The organism is Aquipseudomonas alcaligenes, assembly GCF_003205495.1.
GTDB lineage: Bacteria > Pseudomonadota > Gammaproteobacteria > Pseudomonadales > Pseudomonadaceae > Aquipseudomonas > Aquipseudomonas alcaligenes_B.
Window position 1 is genome coordinate 121,209 of record NZ_QJRX01000010.1, and the last position, 16,417, is coordinate 137,625.

A 16,417-nucleotide genomic window follows, 5' to 3' on the forward strand; every position below is an offset into this window, starting at 1 on the left:
GCCTCAGTCGTATTCGGCCTCGGCATGCTCGCCCAGTAGCCGCCGCTGGCGCGGCGTACAGGCGGCCAGCACCGCCGGATCGAAGCGCCAGGTCAGGTAGGGCGAAAACTTCTGCGCCACCATGCGCCGGCCATAGTGGATCTGCAGCAGGTAGCGACTGCGGTCCGCTGTGCGGTTGCGGCTGCCGGCGTGCCACAGCTCGCTGCGCAGGAACAGCACATCGCCGGCCCGGCACAGTACGGGTTGTGCCGGGCGCCCGCGCCAGCAGCGCTCACCTGCGCGTGGCGGGCGTCCGGCGCGGTGGCTGCCGGGGATCACCAGGGTCGGGCAGAGCTCCTCGTCGATGTCGCTGAGGTACAGCTGCGCCGTGCAGATCTGCATCGGCAGGCGGAAGGCGGGATCTTCCAGCAGGGTTTGCGGCAGCTCCATCAACAGGTAGTCGAGGTGCAGGCCGGCACCGATGAAGCCGGGGTGGCAGCGCCAGGCCGTCTGCCCTATCACATGGCAGTCGGCGCCGAGCGCCGCCTCTGCCAGCTCGATCACCCCCGGTAGGTCGAGATAGGGCAGCCACAGGGGATCGCGGTTGAATACGCACTTGTAGTGGTCGACCAGGCCGCTGTAGTCCCAGTGCTGTGGCCGCAGCTCGTCGATGGCCGCGCGCAGCGCGGCGACCCGACCGGCATCCACGACGCCGGGCAGCAGGGCGAAGCCCTGATCGTGCAGTGCCTGCAGCTGTCCTGTGCTGGACTTGTCCACGCCCGTGCTCCGGCAACCCACCCATGATCATGCTGGCATGCCAGGGCGAACTTGAGAAATCGCGGGCAAAAAAAGACCCGGCAAAGTGCCGGGTCAATAACCGTGATTAGCCTGATGAGGAGATAATCTGAAGAGTCCGACTGCTGTGGCCCCTTGAGCTTATCGGCTGATCTCGCGACCAGTTGCGGTAATAATAACAATTCTCATTTTTGCGTCAATGCCTGGATGAGAATTATTTTCGACTGGTTGGCAGAACGCCGGAAAACAAAACCCCGGCCTGGGCCGGGGTCTGGTCACAGGCTATCGCCGTCAGGCCGGCTGCAGCTGGGCGCGCAGCTGGGTCACTTCCTTGTTCATCAGGTCGATGCGCCGGGCCATGCTTTCGATCAGGCTGTGGGCGATGCGCGGGTTGCTCTGCATCAGGCTGAGGAACTGGTCCTTGGGGATCACCATCACGGTGCACGGCTCGCTGGCGATCACCGTGGCGCTGCGCTTCTCGCGGGTGAACACGGCCATGGCGCCGAAGATCTCGTCCTTCTGTACGTCGCCGACCTTCTGGCCGTCGACCCAGGCTTCGGCGTGACCCTCGATGATCACGAACACATGGTCGGCGTCGTCACCCTGGTGGATCAGCTCCTCGCCGGCGGCGAAGTGCTGGAAGCCGGTGGCCGGGCGGATTTCCGGCTGCTTGAGGCGGGCCAGGGCATCGGAGAGCAGGGCGGTGTGGCCGATCAGGTACTGGATGAACAGCTCCTGGCGCTGCTCGCTACCATAGATGTGCTTGAACACATCGCTGCGGGCATAGGGCACCAGGGTCAGTTGCTCTTCGCTGCTGTAGCGGCAGCTCGGCAGGTCGATGCCCTGGCGCAGGCCGACCAGGTCGCCTTCCTGCAGATAGAACAGCGGGCGCTCGTCGACCTGGGCGTGCAGCAGGCCGTTCTCGATGATGTACAGCTGGTTGCCGGGCAGTATCTTGGCCAGGTCGTCGACCTGTTCCAGACGCAGGGGGGCACCGCTGGGCTGCAGCCCGTCGAGCAATTGTGCGGGAATGCTCTGCAGGCGTTGGATCAGCTGGTCGGCGTAGGCCGGTTGCTCCCCGAGTAGATACATGACGGTAATTCCTTGAACTGGCTGGGCTGACGATAAGGCACGCGGGTAGCGGCAACAATAGGGGGCGGCTCGATACAGGTAAATGCCGCCGCTCGGAGGTTGTGAGCTAGCTCTTGTTGCTCTCGTTCAGCTGGCCGTTCAGCCTCGCCTTGAGGCTTGGCGGCAATTCGTTCCAGTGCACGTCCAGCAGGGCGCCCTCGATCGCGTAGAGCAGCACCTTGGAGGCGCGAAAGCCGCGTGCACGCACGGCCCGGTAGGCGTCGACGGCGCCCAGCCGGCGCAGGTCGTTGGCGCTGTGGATGCCCACTGCATGCAGCCACTGCGCCGAAGTCTTGCCCAGGTTCTTCAGGTGTTGCAGTTCATCGTTCATTGCGCCTCCTGGCAGTGCTGCGCAGTCACGGATGAGGTGGATTCGGAAAGCCTGCGAGAAAGTGTAGCGGCCAGCGCACAAAACGCTTCTGCTGCCCGTCGCCCCAGACCTGTCGCAGCTTGGGCTGCAGTTCCAGCAGCGGGTCGCGGCCGCTGGCCTGCTGCAGCTTCTGCACCGCCGACCAGGTGCCCAGATAGCCTTCCAGCTGTGCCAGGTTCCACTCCAGTTCGATGGCGAAGGCCGGCACGCTGATGCGTGAGAAGGGCGGCTGGATATCACGGTAGCCGGCATCGACACTGGCGCGGCCGGCGGGCCAGTAGCCACCCAGGGTGTTCCAGTAGAAGTCGTCGAGCAGCGCGTCCAGCGCGTCGTCGATGCGCAGCAGGCTGTAGCACCAGGCGCAGAACAGTCCGCCGGGGCGCAGCAGGCGACGCGTCTCGGCGAAGAACTCGGGAGTGGCGAACCAGTGCAGGGCCTGGGCTACCACGATCAGGTCGAGGCTGGCAGCACTCAGCGGCTGGGCGCCGGCATCGGCGGCGAAACAGCCGATGCCGGCGAGGTCGGGGGCCGCGCGCAACTGCTCCGGGCTGCCGTCGCAGGCCAGTACCTGCTGGAAGCGCCCGAGCAGCGGGCGGCTGGCCTGGCCGTTGCCGCAGGCGATGTCCAGCGCCCGTTCGCGCCCCGGGCTATTGGCGGCCAGCCAGTCGAACAGGGCCTCGGGGTATTGCGGGCGAAAGCTGGCGTAGGCATCGGCGCGGTTGCCGAACAGGCGGGTGATTTCGCTCATGGATGCTCGCGGGTCAGCTGGGGCGATAGCGCATGCGGGTGCCGAACTGCATGGACAGGAGGATTTCCTCGGGGGCCAGCGCCGCGGGGAAGTAGGCGCCGGAGATCTGCGCGTGGGCGATGCTGGCGCCTTCGAGGTTGGCCTCGCGCAGGTCCAGGCCGCGCAGGTCGGCACCACGGAAGTAGGCGTCGGCGAAGTCGATGTGGCTGGCGTCCAGCAGGCGCAGGTCGAGGCCGCGGAAGTCGCCGCCGCGCAGGTCGATCAGGCCGTCCTTGGGTTTGTGCCGGTTGAACTCGGCGACTTTCTCGTCACGCAGCAGGCGGTACAGCGGATTGTCCAGCTGGCGGGGTTGGCTCATGGCATGCCTCCGTTCAGGGCCTGCCGGCAGTATAGAGCAGCCCCGCCGGGCCGCGCTCAGAGGCCTGGCAGACGCTGGCGGATGCTCTCGATCAGACCATCCAGGCTGGCCGCCTGGTGGGTGTCGACGCGGCGGCTGTGGGCCAGCTCGTCGGCGCTCAGCGGGTCGCGGCTGGCCTGCTGGGCCTGGATCACTTCCAGGGTGGCGTCGGACGGGTCGCTGCCCTCGGCCTGGCGCTGCTGCAGCCAGGCGGCGATCACTTCCTGCGGGGCCTGGCAGTCGAGGATCAGGAAGGGCGCGCCGTTGTGCTCGGCGACCTGCCAGGCGGCGGCGCGCTGCTCATGCTTGAGGTAGGCGGCGTCCAGCACCACCGGGAAGCCGGCATGCAGTGCGTTCTCTGCCAGCTGGTGCAGGCGCTGGTAGGTGGCGGCGCTGGCTTCGGCGCTGTAGATGCCGCCGTTCAGGCTGCCCCTGGCCGCGTCCGGCTGCTCGCCGAACAGGCGCTTGCGCTCGACGTCCGAGCGCAGGCGGATGGCGCCCAGGGCCTCGACCAGGCGCAGGGCCACCTGGCTCTTGCCGACGGCGGAGACGCCGCTGGTGATGGCCAGGAAGGGCGTCGGGATGGCGCTGTAGCTTTCCGCCAGGTTGGCGTAGTTGCGGTACTGGCGCAGGGTGGCGGCCTTCTGCACGGCGTCGCTCTGGTGCGCCAGGCTGAACAGCGCGACCTTGGCGCGGACCAGCGCGCGATAGGCCTTGTAGAAGTTGAGCAGTTCCAGTGCCGCATAGTCGCCGCTGTATTCCAGCCAGGCGCTGACGAAGCGCCGCGACAGCGCCTTGAGACCACGGTCTTCCAGGTCCATGGCGAGGAAGGCGGCATCCGAGGCGATGTCGATCAGGCGGAACGGCTCGTTGAACTCGATGCAGTCGAACAGCACCACCTGGCCGTCCAGCAGGGTGGCGTTGCCCAGGTGCAGGTCGCCGTGGCACTCGCGGATCGAACCACCCGCCGCGCGCTGGGTCAGCAGCGGCTCCAGGCGGGTGATGTTGGCCTCGGTCCAGGCCTCCAGGGCTTCGAGCTGGCGCAGGTCGGCGGCGTCGCTGAGGAATGGGCGGATCTGTTCGAAGTTCTGCCGCATCGGTGCGACTATGGCCTGCGCCGAGCACAGCGGGTGCGCGCCCGGCACGGCCGGGGTGCGCGCGTGGAAGTCGGCGATCTGCCGGGCCAGGGCGTCGATGTGCGCCGGGGTCAGCTCACCGCGCGCCTGCACGGCGCTGAGCAGCTGGCTCTGCGGGAACTGGCGCATCTTCAGCACGTATTCGATGGCGGCGCCGTCGCCGCCCAGTTGCGGTGCGTCCTCGCTGCCGGTGATCGGCAGCACCTCGAGGTACAGGCCTTCGGTCAGGCGCTGGTTGAGGCGCAGCTCCTCGCCGCAGAAGTGCCGGCGCTGTTCCAGGGCGGTGAAGTCGAGGAAGCCGAAGTTGACCGGCTTCTTGATCTTGTAGGCGAAGGGGCCGGTGAGCAGCACCCAGGAGATGTGCGTCTCGATCACCTGGAATCCTTCCACCGGGTGGGGGTAGAGGGCCGGGTTCTGCAGGGCGGCAATCAGGGCTTGGCTCACGGTGTTTCCTTGCGTTTCGGTATCGATGAGAGGCCGCATTATGGCCGCTGTGAGGCACTCTGCAAACCGCCGGGGCGCGCCTGTTGGGGCCACGCAAAGTGCGTATAATGCCGCGCCATGACTCGTTCCCGTACCCCCCGCAAAGGCGCCAAGCGCCGCGCCGCCGGCCGTTCCTGGCTGGGCTGGCTGTTCAAGCTGTCGCTGGTCGGCCTGGTGCTGCTGGCCGCGTTCGCCGTGTACCTGGATGCCGTGGTGCAGGAAAAATTCTCCGGCAAGCGCTGGACGGTGCCGGCCAAGGTCTACGCCCGGCCGCTGGAGCTGTTCGTCGGCCAGAAGCTGAGCAAGCAGGACTTCCTCACCGAGCTGGATGCCCTCGGCTATCGCCGCGAAGGCGCGGCCAACGGCCCGGGCGCGGCGGCGGTGAACGGCAACCTGGTCGACCTGCACACCCGCGGCTTCCAGTTCTACGAAGGCAACGAGCCGGCGCAGCGGGTGCGGGTGAAGTTCTCCGGCGACTACGTGGCCGGCCTGACCCAGGGCAGCGGCGCCAACCTCGCCGTGGCGCGCCTGGAGCCGCTGCTGATCGGCGGCCTGTACCCGGCGCACCACGAGGACCGCATCCTGATCAAGCTGGATCAGGTGCCGCCCTATCTGGTCGAGACCCTGGTGGCGGTCGAGGACCGCGAGTTCTTCAACCATTTCGGCGTGTCGCCCAAGGGCATCGCCCGCGCCGTGTGGATCAACGCCAGCGCCGGCCAGCTGCGCCAGGGCGGCAGTACCCTGACCCAGCAGCTGGTGAAGAATTTCTACCTGAGCAGCGAGCGCAGCCTCAGTCGCAAGCTCACCGAGGCCATGATGGCGGTGCTGCTGGAGCTGCACTACGACAAGCAGGAAATCCTCGAGGCCTACCTCAATGAGGTGTTCCTCGGTCAGGACGGCCAGCGTGCCGTGCACGGTTTCGGCCTGGCCAGCCAGTACTTCTTCGGCCAGCCGCTGGGCGAGCTCAAACTGGAACAGGTGGCGCTGCTGGTCGGCATGGTCAAGGGGCCGACCTACTACAACCCGCGCCGCAACCCCGAGCGCGCGCTGGAGCGGCGCAACCTGGTGCTCGACCTGCTGGCGCAGCAGGGGGTGGTGACCGTCGAGGTGGCCGAGGCGGCCAAGCGCAAGCCGCTGGGCGTGACCAAGCGCGGCAGCCTGGCCGACAGCTCCTTCCCGGCCTTCCTCGATCTGGTCAAGCGCCAGCTGCGCGAGGATTACCGCGAGGAGGACCTGACCGAAGAAGGCCTGCGCATCTTCACCAGCTTCGACCCGATCCTGCAGCTCAAGGCCGAGTCGGCGCTGTCCGAGACCTTCAAGCGCCTGTCCGGACGCCAGGGGCTGGACGAAGTCGAGGCGGCCATGGTCGTGACCAATCCGGAAACCGGTGAAGTTCAGGCCCTGCTCGGCAGTCGCCAGCCGCGCTTCGCCGGCTTCAACCGGGCGCTGGACGCCAACCGGCCGATCGGCTCTCTGATCAAGCCGGCCGTCTACCTTACCGCCCTGGAGCGGCCCAGCCAGTACACCCTGACCAGCTGGCTGGAGGACACGCCGTTCTCCATCAAGGGCCAGGACGGCCAGGTCTGGCGCCCGCAGAACTATGACCGCAAAGCCCACGGCACCATCTACCTGTATCAGGGGCTGGCCAACTCCTACAACCTGTCGACCGCCAAGCTCGGCCTGGAACTGGGCGTGCCCAATGTGCTCAAAACCCTTGAGCGCCTCGGTGTCGAGCGCGAGTGGCCAGCCTATCCGTCGATGCTGCTGGGGGCTGGTGCGCTGAGCCCGCTGGAAGTGGCGACCATGTATCAGACCCTGGCCAACGGCGGCTTCAACACGCCACTGCGCGGTATTCGCAGCGTGCTGGCCGCCGATGGTGAGCCGCTCAAGCGCTACCCCTTCCAGATTCAGCAGCGTTTCGATCCGGGGGCCATCTACCTGGTGCAGAACGCCATGCAGCGGGTGATGCGCGAAGGCACCGGGCGCTCGGTCTACAGCCAGCTGCCGGCCAGCCTGACCCTGGCCGGCAAGACCGGTACCAGCAACGACTCGCGCGACAGCTGGTTCGCCGGCTTCAGCCAGGATCTGCTGGCCGTGGTGTGGATGGGGCGTGACGACAACGGCAAGACGCCGCTGACCGGCGCCACCGGAGCCCTGCAGTTGTGGACAGGTTTCATGAAGAAGGCCGATCCGCTGCCGTTGGACATGCCGATGCCGGACAATGTCACGCCAGCCTGGGTGGACGCCTACAGCGGTCAGGGTTCGGCAGCGGGCTGCCCGAATGCGGTGCAGATTCCCTACATCCGTGGCAGCGAGCCGGAGCCGGGGCAACCCTGCGGCATGCTCGACGCGCCGGCGGACAACGTGATGGACTGGGTGCGCGGTTGGCTCAATTGAATCCGCTCGAGTGAGGAAGTAAATGGCTAAGTGGTGGATGTGCGTTGCAGTGGCGATGACCGTGTTGTCGGGCTGTGCCAGTGTGCCCAGGGGTTCGATTCCCGTGGTGGATGCCAGCGGTCGCCTGATCGAGGATGAGCAGGGCGCCTACGCTGCCTCGGCGGTGCAGCCGACGCCGGCGCAGGCGCAGGCGCAGAGCCTGCCGCAGGATTCCGGCGTAGTGGTGATGGTGCCGGGCGGTGTGTCTTCCGCGCCCTTGCAGACCTATCCGGATGGCAGCAGTGCCACTCCGGCTACCTATGAGGCGGCGCCGCTGAGCAGCGCGCCCCTGCCGGCCACCGGAGGCTATCAGCCGCCCGTAGCCCCCAGCATGCCAAGTGGCATTCCCTCCGGTGGCGCTCTGGCCGCCGACGAGCAGCTGGACGGCCCGGTGCTGGCGCTGCTCACCACCGCCCAGCAACAGCAGGGCGGCGGCGATCTGAATGGCGCCGCTTCCAGCCTGGAGCGCGCTCAGCGCATCGCCCCGCGCGAGCCGCAGGTGCTCTACCGCCTGGCCGAGGTGCGCCTGGCCCAGGGTGACGCCGCGCAGGCGGAGCAGCTCGCCCGTCGCGGCCTGACCTATGCCAGTGGCCGGCCGGCCCTGCAGGCCGGGCTGTGGGGCCTGATCGCCCAGGCCCGCGAGCGCCAGGGCGACCCGGCCGGTGCCGCGCAGGCCCGTGAGCGGGCGCGGGTCAGTCTCTGATGGATAAGCGGGTGCCGGCGTTGGCCGATCAGTTGCTGTTGATCGAGCGCGAGTTGCGCATGCTGGGCTGGTGGCAGGCCGAAGCCCCGTCGGAAGCGGCGCTGGCCAGCCAGCAACCCTTCTGCGTCGATACCCTGGCCTTCGAGGCCTGGTTGCAGTGGGTGTTCCTGCCGAGGATGCGCAGCATTCTGGAGTCGAGCGCTCCGTTGCCTGCGGCTTCCGGCATTCTGCCGATGGCGGAGGAGAGTTTTCGCGGGCGGGAAGGTGACGCGAAGGCGCTGCTGGTGGCGCTGGGCGAGTTCGACCGGCTGATCGGGGGCGCTCACTAAGAGCGCCCCGGCGCCGGGATCTTATTTGCAGTTCTCGGCGATCGCCTTCTCGGTTTCGGCGATGCGGGCCTGGCGCTCTTCCTCGGTCAGGCGGCGCACTTCACCTTTTTCCTCGACGCGCACGCGCGGATTGTTCTGCAGCTGGGACAGGTTGGTGCGCACGGTCTCGCAGTATTTCTTGCGCTCGGCTTCCTGCTTGGCCACATCTTCCTTGACCTTGGCGTCGATGCTTTCCTGCTCGCTATCCTCAGCCGGTGCTGCGGCCTGCGGCTTCTTCTCGCTGCTGAGCTTGGGCTGGGTGATATTCGGGTTGACCTCGGCGGCCTGCTGACCCTCCGGCGGCTGTGAGCCGAAGTGGACATTGCCCTGGGCATCCACCCACTTGTAAATCTGCCCGGCCGTAGCTCCGGTGCTCAGGGCGAGCAGTACACTGCACGCGAGAATCATGCGACGCATGTCATTTCCTTTTATCGGCGGCAAAACCTGCCGGTTACTATAACCAAAACTGCTGAATCTTCATCCTGCTCCGCGTCACAAGCCAGAAACTGGGGCGGATGGCTTGACTTGGCGTTCAGTAATCCGAACAATCGGGCCTTCCTGCTGTAGTGGGGTCCGCCGCAAGCGTCCCCCAGCTCAGTGGAAAAAGGCGCTACCCGTGCCGACCCCCGTTACACCCGCAACGCGTTACCTCGCGCTGGGAAGGAAAGGCTCCGCAAGATTGGGCCGTTCCGCTACTCGTCAGGCAGACCCCTGCACTATTCGCGACCACAGTCGCGCCTGTCCGCTGACCGGTAAGACCTACTCAAAGGACCACTCGTTGTCGGGTGGTGATCTGGCGTTCTAGAGGTGAACAACGTGGAGCTTTTATCCGGCGCTGAAATGGTCGTCCGCTCGCTGCGCGACGAAGGCGTTAAGTACATCTATGGGTACCCGGGCGGTGCCCTCCTGCACATCTACGATGCCCTGTTCAAAGAACCGGAAGTGACGCATATCCTGGTTCGTCACGAGCAGGCTGCCACTCACATGGCCGACGGCTACGCTCGCGCCACCGGCAAGGCCGGTGTGGTGCTGGTGACGTCCGGCCCGGGGGCGACCAATGCCATTACCGGCATTGCCACCGCCTACATGGATTCCATTCCGATGGTGGTGCTGTCCGGCCAGGTGCCGAGCCGCATGGTGGGTACCGATGCCTTCCAGGAAACCGACATGGTCGGCATCTCGCGCCCCATCGTGAAGCACAGCTTCATCATCAAGCATCCTTCGGAAATCCCCGAAGTGATGAAGAAGGCGTTCTACATCGCCCAGTCCGGCCGCCCGGGCCCGGTGGTCGTGGATATTCCCAAGGACATGACCAACCCGGCCGAGAAGTACGAGTACAGCTACCCGAAGAAGGCCAAGCTGCGCTCCTACAATCCGGCGACTCGTGGTCACTCCGGGCAGATCCGCAAGGCCGTGGAGATGATTCTCGCCGCCAAGCGTCCGATCCTCTATTCCGGTGGCGGCGTGATCATGGGCAACGCCTCGGCGCAGCTCACCGAGCTGGCCAAGCTGCTCAACCTGCCGGTGACCAATACCCTGATGGGCCTCGGCGCCTTCCCGGGCAGCGATCGCCAGTTCGTCGGCATGCTCGGCATGCACGGCAGCTACACCGCCAACCTGGCCATGCACCACTCCGACGTGATCCTGGCCGTCGGCGCGCGCTTCGATGACCGCGTGATCAACGGTGAGACGGCGGCCAAGTTCTGCCCGAATGCCAAGGTCATCCACATCGACATCGACCCGGCCTCGATCTCCAAGACCGTCAAGGCCGATATCCCGATCGTCGGCCCGGTCGACAGCGTGCTGACCGAGATGGTCGCCATCCTCAAGGAAATGGGCGAGACCCCGAACAAGGACACCGTCGCCAGCTGGTGGAAGCAGATCGACGAGTGGCGCGGCGAGGGTCGTCTGTTCCCCTACAACGAGGGCGACGGCAGCATCATCAAGCCGCAGACCGTCATCGAAACCCTGTGGGAAGTCACCAAGGGCGACGCCTTCGTCAGCTCCGACGTCGGCCAGCACCAGATGTTCGCGGCGCAGTACTACCGCTTCAACAAGCCCAATCGCTGGATCAACTCCGGTGGCCTGGGCACCATGGGCTTCGGCCTGCCGGCGGCGATGGGCGTCAAGCTGAACTTCCCGGACGATGACGTGGCCTGCGTCACCGGTGAGGGCAGCATCCAGATGAACATCCAGGAGCTGTCGACCTGCCTGCAGTACGACCTGCCGGTGAAGATCATCAACCTGAACAACGGTGCCCTCGGCATGGTCCGCCAGTGGCAGGACATGCAGTACAACAGCCGTTACTCGCACTCCTACATGGAATCGCTGCCGGACTTCGTCAAGCTGGCCGAGTCCTATGGTCACGTGGGCATGCGCATCACCGACCTGAAGGATCTCAAGCCGAAGATGGAAGAGGCCTTCGCCATGAAGAACCGTCTGGTGTTCCTCGACATCGCCGTGGATACCAGCGAGCACGTGTACCCGATGCAGATTCGCGAAGGTGCCATGCGTGACATGTGGCTGAGCAAGACGGAGCGGACCTGACCATGCGCCATATCATCTCCCTGTTGCTGGAAAACGAGCCTGGCGCCCTGTCGCGCGTGGTCGGCCTGTTCTCCCAGCGCAACTACAACATCGAAAGCCTGACCGTGGCGCCGACCGAGGACCCGACCCTGTCGCGTCTGACGCTGACCACTGTCGGTCACGACGACGTGATCGAGCAGATCACCAAGAACCTCAACAAGCTGATCGAAGTGGTCAAGCTGGTGAATCTGTCGGAGAGCGCACATATCGAGCGCGAACTGATGCTGGTGAAGGTCAAGGCCACCGGCGCCCAGCGCGCCGAGGTCAAGCGCACCACTGACATCTTCCGCGGGCAGATCGTCGACGTGACCAGCAGCGTCTACACCATCCAGCTGGCCGGTACCAGCGACAAGCTGGACAGCTTCATCCAGGCCATCGGCACTGCGTCGATCCTGGAGACGGTGCGTAGCGGTGTGACTGGTATCGCGCGTGGCGACAAGGTGCTGAGCATCTGATCGCCGTGTTGCAGAACAAGCCCCGCCTGGTGCGGGGCTTTTTTATGGCTGGCGATTCCAGAAGGCGGCGATCAGCGGGTCCTTGAGACGCCTGTGCAGGGCGAACAGGCCGATGTCATAGGCGGTCAGCGGCGGCTGGATATCGTAGAGGCGGATGCGCGCGGTCAGCGGGCTGTTGTCCAACACGATCTGCGGCACCACGCCGATGCCGAACCCCAGGCTCACCATGCTGACGATGGCCTCGTTGCCGCTGACCTGGGCATAGATGCGCGGCTTGATGTTGTGGCTCTTCAGCCAGCGGTCGGTGCGCGTGCGCGCCAGGCCCTCTTCCGAGAGGATCAGCGGCACGTCCTTCCAGCTTTCGGCGCTGGGCTGCCTGAGCTGCTCTTCGTTCAGCAGTTGAGGCGATTGCGGGCCGATAAAGCGCAGCTCGGAGCGGGCGATGGGCTGGAACGCGACGTCGGCTGGCAGGCTGTCCGGGCGCGCGCCGATGGCGAGGTCCTCCAGTTCCTGCTGTACACGTTCGACGGCCTTGGCCGGGTCACCGGTGTGCAGCTTCATCTCGATGCGCGGGTAGTTCTGCCGGAAGCTGCTGAGGATGTCGTACAGGAAGCTGTAGCTGGCCGTGACGGAGCAGTACAGGGAGAGTTCGCCGTGCAGGACCTGTTGGTCCTGCTTGAACGTCTGGCGGATGGCCTGCCAGCCGTTCATGACTTCCTGGGCGTACTGGCGAAACTGCTGGCCTTCGCGGGTCAGGCGCACCGAGCGGTTGTCGCGCAGGAACAGCGGGGCGCCGAGTTCGTCTTCGAGCTGCTTGATGCTGCGGCTGAGAGCCGAGGGGCTGACATGCTGTTCGCGGCTGGTTTTGCCGAAGTGCAGGTTGTCTGCCAAAGAAAGAAAAAGCCTGAGGGCGTGGCTGTCCATATTTGTTTCATATATCGGCACGTTGTATTGCAAATATATCATTTTACGCAATGGAGAGGATCGCTTAAGGTGCCTCCGTAGCGGTGCTATGCACCTCACCCCACACGTTTCAGAAGAGCCAAGACCATGAAAGTTTATTACGACAAAGACTGCGACCTCTCCATCATCCAGGGCAAGAAAGTCGCCGTGATCGGCTACGGCTCCCAGGGCCACGCCCAGGCGTGCAACCTGAAGGACTCCGGCGTCGACGTCACCATCGGTCTGCGCAAGGGCTCCGCTACCGTCGCCAAGGCCGAGGCCCACGGCCTGAAGGTCACCGACGTGGCCACCGCCGTCGCCAATGCCGACCTGGTCATGATCCTGACCCCGGACGAGTTCCAGGGCCGCCTGTACAAGGAAGAGATCGAGCCGAACATCAAGAAGGGCGCCACCCTGGCCTTCTCCCACGGCTTCTCCATCCACTACAACCAGGTCGTACCGCGTGCCGACCTCGACGTGATCATGATCGCGCCGAAGGCACCGGGCCACACCGTGCGCTCCGAGTTCGTCCGTGGCGGCGGCATCCCTGACCTGATCGCTGTCTACCAGGATGCTTCCGGCAACGCCAAGAACGTCGCCCTGTCCTACGCCTGCGGCGTCGGCGGCGGTCGTACCGGCATCATCGAGACCACCTTCAAGGACGAGACCGAGACCGACCTGTTCGGCGAGCAGGCTGTTCTCTGCGGCGGTTGCGTGGAGCTGGTCAAGGCCGGTTTCGATACCCTGGTCGAAGCCGGCTACGCTCCGGAAATGGCCTACTTCGAGTGCCTGCACGAGCTGAAGCTGATCGTCGACCTGATGTTCGAAGGCGGCATCGCCAACATGAACTACTCGATCTCCAACAACGCCGAGTACGGCGAGTACGTGACCGGCCCGGAAGTGATCAACGCCGAGTCCCGCGCCGCCATGCGCAACGCCCTGAAGCGCATTCAGAACGGCGAGTACGCCAAGATGTTCATCACCGAAGGTGCGGCCAACTACCCGTCCATGACCGCCTACCGCCGCAACAATGCCGTCCATGGCATCGAAGTGGTCGGTGAGAAGCTGCGCGCCATGATGCCGTGGATCGCCGCCAACAAGATCGTCGACAAGGCCAAGAACTAAGGCCGGTCGATGTTCACAAAGAACGCGGCTTAGGCCGCGTTTTTTTATGCCCGGTCGGGCTTCTGGTATAAAGCCCACTCGTCTAACCGTGGCGCCGACGAACCTGTGTCGGCGACGTCGGTCGAAGTCCCATCCAATCGCTGCAAGGTGTTGTTCATGAACGAACGTCCCGAGGATTCCGGCAAAGCTCCCGAACCGGAGAGCCTGTTGCCCATCGATGAGCACGTGGAGGAAGGCCAGGACGCCGAGGGCCGTAAGGTCCGCCACCGTGGCATTTACCTGCTGCCCAACCTGTTTACCACGGCGGCGCTGTTCTCCGGCTTCTACGCCATCATCAATGGCATGAGTGGCCAGTTCGACCATGCCGCCATCGCCATCTTCGTCGCCATGGTGCTCGACGGCCTCGACGGCCGCGTCGCACGCCTGACCAATACGCAGAGTGCCTTCGGCGCCGAATACGACTCGCTGTCGGACATGGTTGCCTTCGGCGTCGCCCCGGCGCTGGTCGCCTTCGAGTGGGCGCTGGGCAGCCTGGGCAAGGTCGGCTGGATGGTCGCCTTCATCTATGTGGCCGGTGCGGCCCTGCGCCTGGCGCGCTTCAACACCATGGTCGGCAAGGCCGACAAGCGCTACTTCATTGGTCTGGCCAGCCCGGCCGCGGCCGCCGTGGTGGCCGGCACCGTGTGGGCCTTCAGCGACTTCGGCATCAAGGGCTCGAACATGGCCTTCGTGGTCGCCCTGCTGGTGGCTGCCGCCGGCTGCCTGATGGTCAGCAACATCAAGTACCACAGCTTCAAGGACCTGGATCTCAAGGGGCGCGTGCCCTTCGTTGCCATCCTCATCGTGGTGCTGGTGTTCGCCGTGGTGTTCAGCGACCCGCCGCGCATCCTGCTGCTGATCTTCCTCGCCTACGCGGCCTCCGGTCCCGTGCAATATTTGTTGCAACTGCGCCGGCGCAAAGTGGCCGAGTGATGTAATTTCCTCGCGGCTCCGCGGTCTATTGGCGCATCAGTCGTCCAGGCCGTGGAGCCTTCCATGCTCATCAAGTCCCCTCCCGCGTCCGCCGCGCGCGAATGCGAAATCACCCCCGAAGCCATCTACCTTTCCCGTCGCCGTTTCATGGCTGCCGCCGGTGGCGCTCTTGCCATGGGCGTCTTGCCCACGCATGCGCAAACCGGGCGCTATGTGGATGTGGAAAGCGGTCCTATGCCCGCCTGGTTCACCGAGAAGCTGCCGGATGTGCGCTGGCAGGCCGTGACGGCAGGCGAGGAGGCGCTGACGCCCTACACCGATGTTACCCGCTACAACAACTTCTACGAGTTTGGCACCAACAAGGGCGACCCGGCCCGCTATGCCGGCAAGCTGGAAGTCGAGCCCTGGTCGGTGATGATCGACGGCGAGGTGGCCAAGCCCGGTCCGGTTTCGCTGGAGCAATTGGTGCAGCCCCATCGTCTGGAGGAGCGTATCTACCGTCTGCGCTGCGTCGAGGCCTGGTCCATGGTCATTCCCTGGCTCGGTTTTCCCCTGGCCGAGTTGCTCAAGCGTGCCGAGCCGACCGGCAATGCCAGGTATGTCCGCTTCGAAACCAAGGTCGCTCCGGAACAGATGGCTGGGGTGCGCTCGGGCTTTTCGCTGATCGACTGGCCCTATGTCGAGGGGTTGCGCCTGGATGAGGCCATGCATCCGTTGACCATCATGGCGGTCGGTCTCTATGGGCGCGTGCTGCCCAACCAGAATGGCGCGCCGCTGCGTCTGGTGGTGCCCTGGAAGTATGGCTTCAAGAGTATCAAGTCGATCGTGCGCATCAGCCTGGTCGCCGAGCAGCCGCGACCCACCTGGGAGAGTCTGGCGCCGGATGAGTATGGCTTCTACGCCAATGTGAATCCCGCAGTGGATCACCCGCGCTGGAGCCAGGCGACCGAACGTCGCCTGCCGAACAGCTTGTTCAGTCCCAATGTGATCCCGACTCGGCTGTTCAATGGTTACGATGAAGTAGCCGGCCTCTATAGCGGCCTGGACCTGCGGAAGAACTACTGATGACCTATCCGCTCTGGCGCGTGCTGCTGTTCGTCACGGCGCTGTCGTTTCCGCTGTTCTGGCTCTATCAGGGGCTGATGCAGTTGACCGGGCCCGATCCGGGTAAGGTTCTGGTGGATAATCTGGGGCAGGGTGGGCTGGTGCTCCTGTTGCTGACCCTGAGCATGACGCCGCTGCGCAGGCTTACCGGCTGGGGAGGCTGGCTGGCGGTGAGGCGTCAGCTGGGGTTGTGGTGCTTCTTCTATATAGTGTTGCACCTATGTGGCTACCTGCTGTTCATCTTGGGCATGCGTTTCGACCGTTTGGTTGCGGATGTCACCGAGCGTCCTTACGTCATCGTCGGTCTGCTAGCTTTCCTGGGCTTGCTGGTGCTGGCACTCACCTCCAATCGTTATAGTCAGCGCCGTTTAGGCATGCGCTGGCGCCAGCTGCACAGGCTGGTCTATCCCATTCTGGGCTTGGCGCTGCTGCACATGCTCTGGGTGGTGCGCTCCGATATTGGCGAATGGCTACTCTATGCCGCCGCTGGCATGGGGCTTCTGTCGTTGCGCCTGCCATGGCTGGCAGGCGCTTTGCCGGCTCTTCGGGAAAAAATGACGAAATCTTTGCAGAAAGGAGTTGACGGTTAAATTTGGTCCCCTATAATGCGCACCACTTCCGGCGCAGTCCTCTCGGAAAACTCCTTGAAAATCAAAGAGTTGGATGAAAAAAGAGGTTGACCGGATG

General features: G+C 64.9%; 17 protein-coding genes. 9 read left to right on the forward strand and 8 right to left on the reverse strand.

Features of this window, described 5'->3' with window-relative positions:
* Positions 1–3 precede the first annotated feature (3 nt).
* The 6 genes from DMO17_RS18140 to DMO17_RS18165 form a co-directional block, all read right to left on the reverse strand.
* The gene (locus DMO17_RS18140; RefSeq protein WP_110683871.1) at positions 4–756 is read right to left on the reverse strand and encodes a phytanoyl-CoA dioxygenase family protein; all 753 of its coding nucleotides are present in this window, start codon (positions 754–756) and stop codon (positions 4–6) included.
* 309 nt (positions 757–1,065) lie between these two features.
* Positions 1,066–1,866 (reverse strand): Crp/Fnr family transcriptional regulator, encoded by an 801-nt coding sequence (locus DMO17_RS18145; RefSeq protein WP_110683872.1) that lies wholly within the window; start codon positions 1,864–1,866, stop codon positions 1,066–1,068.
* Positions 1,867–1,972: 106 nt separating this feature from the next.
* A complete protein-coding gene (locus tag DMO17_RS18150) occupies positions 1,973–2,236 on the reverse strand; it encodes a TfoX/Sxy family protein (RefSeq protein ID WP_110683873.1) in 264 nt (87 codons plus the stop codon).
* Between the two features lie 25 nt (positions 2,237–2,261).
* Positions 2,262–3,023: a class I SAM-dependent methyltransferase gene (locus DMO17_RS18155; protein ID WP_258371572.1), complete on the reverse strand. Its 762-nt coding sequence runs from the start codon at positions 3,021–3,023 to the stop codon at positions 2,262–2,264.
* A gap of 13 nt (positions 3,024–3,036) precedes the next feature.
* A complete protein-coding gene (locus tag DMO17_RS18160; protein WP_110683874.1) occupies positions 3,037–3,381 on the reverse strand; it encodes a pentapeptide repeat-containing protein in 345 nt (114 codons plus the stop codon).
* 56 nt (positions 3,382–3,437) lie between these two features.
* A complete protein-coding gene (locus DMO17_RS18165; RefSeq protein ID WP_110683875.1) occupies positions 3,438–5,000 on the reverse strand; it encodes a bifunctional aminoglycoside phosphotransferase/ATP-binding protein in 1,563 nt (520 codons plus the stop codon).
* Positions 5,001–5,117: 117 nt separating this feature from the next.
* Between DMO17_RS18165 and mrcB the strand changes: the two genes are divergently transcribed.
* From mrcB to DMO17_RS18180, 3 genes are read left to right on the forward strand one after another with little or no spacing between them, the layout of a single operon-like run.
* Positions 5,118–7,436 (forward strand): penicillin-binding protein 1B, encoded by a 2,319-nt coding sequence (gene mrcB / locus DMO17_RS18170; RefSeq protein WP_110683876.1) that lies wholly within the window; start codon positions 5,118–5,120, stop codon positions 7,434–7,436.
* 22 nt (positions 7,437–7,458) lie between these two features.
* A complete protein-coding gene (locus tag DMO17_RS18175; protein WP_110683877.1) occupies positions 7,459–8,178 on the forward strand; it encodes a tetratricopeptide repeat protein in 720 nt (239 codons plus the stop codon).
* Complete coding sequence (locus tag DMO17_RS18180; RefSeq protein ID WP_110683878.1) at positions 8,178–8,507, forward strand: YqcC family protein; 330 nt, start codon at positions 8,178–8,180, stop codon at positions 8,505–8,507. Before DMO17_RS18175 ends, DMO17_RS18180 begins: the two co-directional genes overlap by 1 nt.
* A gap of 21 nt (positions 8,508–8,528) precedes the next feature.
* Here DMO17_RS18180 and DMO17_RS18185 read toward each other — a convergent pair whose 3' ends face one another.
* Positions 8,529–8,963, reverse strand: coding sequence for a DUF4124 domain-containing protein (locus DMO17_RS18185; protein ID WP_110683879.1), 435 nt, complete (start codon positions 8,961–8,963; stop codon positions 8,529–8,531).
* A 399-nt stretch (positions 8,964–9,362) separates the two neighbouring features.
* Here DMO17_RS18185 and DMO17_RS18190 point away from each other — a divergent pair, with 399 nt between their 5' ends.
* A complete protein-coding gene (locus DMO17_RS18190; protein ID WP_110683897.1) occupies positions 9,363–11,093 on the forward strand; it encodes an acetolactate synthase 3 large subunit in 1,731 nt (576 codons plus the stop codon).
* 2 nt (positions 11,094–11,095) lie between these two features.
* Complete coding sequence (ilvN, locus tag DMO17_RS18195) at positions 11,096–11,587, forward strand: acetolactate synthase small subunit (RefSeq protein ID WP_076428090.1); 492 nt, start codon at positions 11,096–11,098, stop codon at positions 11,585–11,587.
* Positions 11,588–11,629: 42 nt separating this feature from the next.
* On the opposite strand, the gene ilvY is transcribed toward ilvN, so the two are convergent.
* Positions 11,630–12,511, reverse strand: a complete 882-nt coding sequence (gene ilvY / locus DMO17_RS18200) for an HTH-type transcriptional activator IlvY (protein WP_110683880.1) — start codon at positions 12,509–12,511, stop codon at positions 11,630–11,632.
* Positions 12,512–12,637: 126 nt separating this feature from the next.
* Between ilvY and ilvC the strand changes: the two genes are divergently transcribed.
* The 4 genes from ilvC to msrQ all read left to right on the forward strand — a co-directional run bounded on the left by ilvC (position 12,638) and on the right by msrQ (position 16,320).
* A complete protein-coding gene (ilvC, locus tag DMO17_RS18205) occupies positions 12,638–13,654 on the forward strand; it encodes a ketol-acid reductoisomerase (RefSeq protein ID WP_110683881.1) in 1,017 nt (338 codons plus the stop codon).
* Positions 13,655–13,810: 156 nt separating this feature from the next.
* Complete coding sequence (gene pssA / locus DMO17_RS18210) at positions 13,811–14,626, forward strand: CDP-diacylglycerol--serine O-phosphatidyltransferase (protein WP_110683882.1); 816 nt, start codon at positions 13,811–13,813, stop codon at positions 14,624–14,626.
* A 63-nt stretch (positions 14,627–14,689) separates the two neighbouring features.
* The gene (gene msrP / locus DMO17_RS18215) at positions 14,690–15,691 is read left to right on the forward strand and encodes a protein-methionine-sulfoxide reductase catalytic subunit MsrP (protein ID WP_110683883.1); all 1,002 of its coding nucleotides are present in this window, start codon (positions 14,690–14,692) and stop codon (positions 15,689–15,691) included.
* Positions 15,691–16,320: a protein-methionine-sulfoxide reductase heme-binding subunit MsrQ gene (gene msrQ / locus DMO17_RS18220; RefSeq protein ID WP_110683884.1), complete on the forward strand. Its 630-nt coding sequence runs from the start codon at positions 15,691–15,693 to the stop codon at positions 16,318–16,320. The genes msrP and msrQ overlap by 1 nt, the downstream gene beginning before the upstream one ends.
* Positions 16,321–16,417: the final 97 nt, after the last annotated feature.

What these genes read in the sequence shown, in the direction of transcription:
- DMO17_RS18145 (WP_110683872.1), bottom strand. Translation starts at nt 1,866, where the DNA reads ATGTATCTACTCGGGGAGCAACCGGCCTACGCCGACCAGCTGATCCAA.
- DMO17_RS18150 (WP_110683873.1), bottom strand. Translation starts at nt 2,236, where the DNA reads ATGAACGATGAACTGCAACACCTGAAGAACCTGGGCAAGACTTCGGCG.
- DMO17_RS18155 (WP_258371572.1), bottom strand. Translation starts at nt 3,023, where the DNA reads ATGAGCGAAATCACCCGCCTGTTCGGCAACCGCGCCGATGCCTACGCC.
- DMO17_RS18160 (WP_110683874.1), bottom strand. Translation starts at nt 3,381, where the DNA reads ATGAGCCAACCCCGCCAGCTGGACAATCCGCTGTACCGCCTGCTGCGT.
- mrcB (WP_110683876.1), top strand. Translation starts at nt 5,118, where the DNA reads ATGACTCGTTCCCGTACCCCCCGCAAAGGCGCCAAGCGCCGCGCCGCC.
- DMO17_RS18175 (WP_110683877.1), top strand. Translation starts at nt 7,459, where the DNA reads ATGGCTAAGTGGTGGATGTGCGTTGCAGTGGCGATGACCGTGTTGTCG.
- DMO17_RS18180 (WP_110683878.1), top strand. Translation starts at nt 8,178, where the DNA reads ATGGATAAGCGGGTGCCGGCGTTGGCCGATCAGTTGCTGTTGATCGAG.
- DMO17_RS18185 (WP_110683879.1), bottom strand. Translation starts at nt 8,963, where the DNA reads ATGCGTCGCATGATTCTCGCGTGCAGTGTACTGCTCGCCCTGAGCACC.
- ilvN (WP_076428090.1), top strand. Translation starts at nt 11,096, where the DNA reads ATGCGCCATATCATCTCCCTGTTGCTGGAAAACGAGCCTGGCGCCCTG.
- ilvY (WP_110683880.1), bottom strand. Translation starts at nt 12,511, where the DNA reads ATGGACAGCCACGCCCTCAGGCTTTTTCTTTCTTTGGCAGACAACCTG.
- ilvC (WP_110683881.1), top strand. Translation starts at nt 12,638, where the DNA reads ATGAAAGTTTATTACGACAAAGACTGCGACCTCTCCATCATCCAGGGC.
- pssA (WP_110683882.1), top strand. Translation starts at nt 13,811, where the DNA reads ATGAACGAACGTCCCGAGGATTCCGGCAAAGCTCCCGAACCGGAGAGC.
- msrP (WP_110683883.1), top strand. Translation starts at nt 14,690, where the DNA reads ATGCTCATCAAGTCCCCTCCCGCGTCCGCCGCGCGCGAATGCGAAATC.
- msrQ (WP_110683884.1), top strand. Translation starts at nt 15,691, where the DNA reads ATGACCTATCCGCTCTGGCGCGTGCTGCTGTTCGTCACGGCGCTGTCG.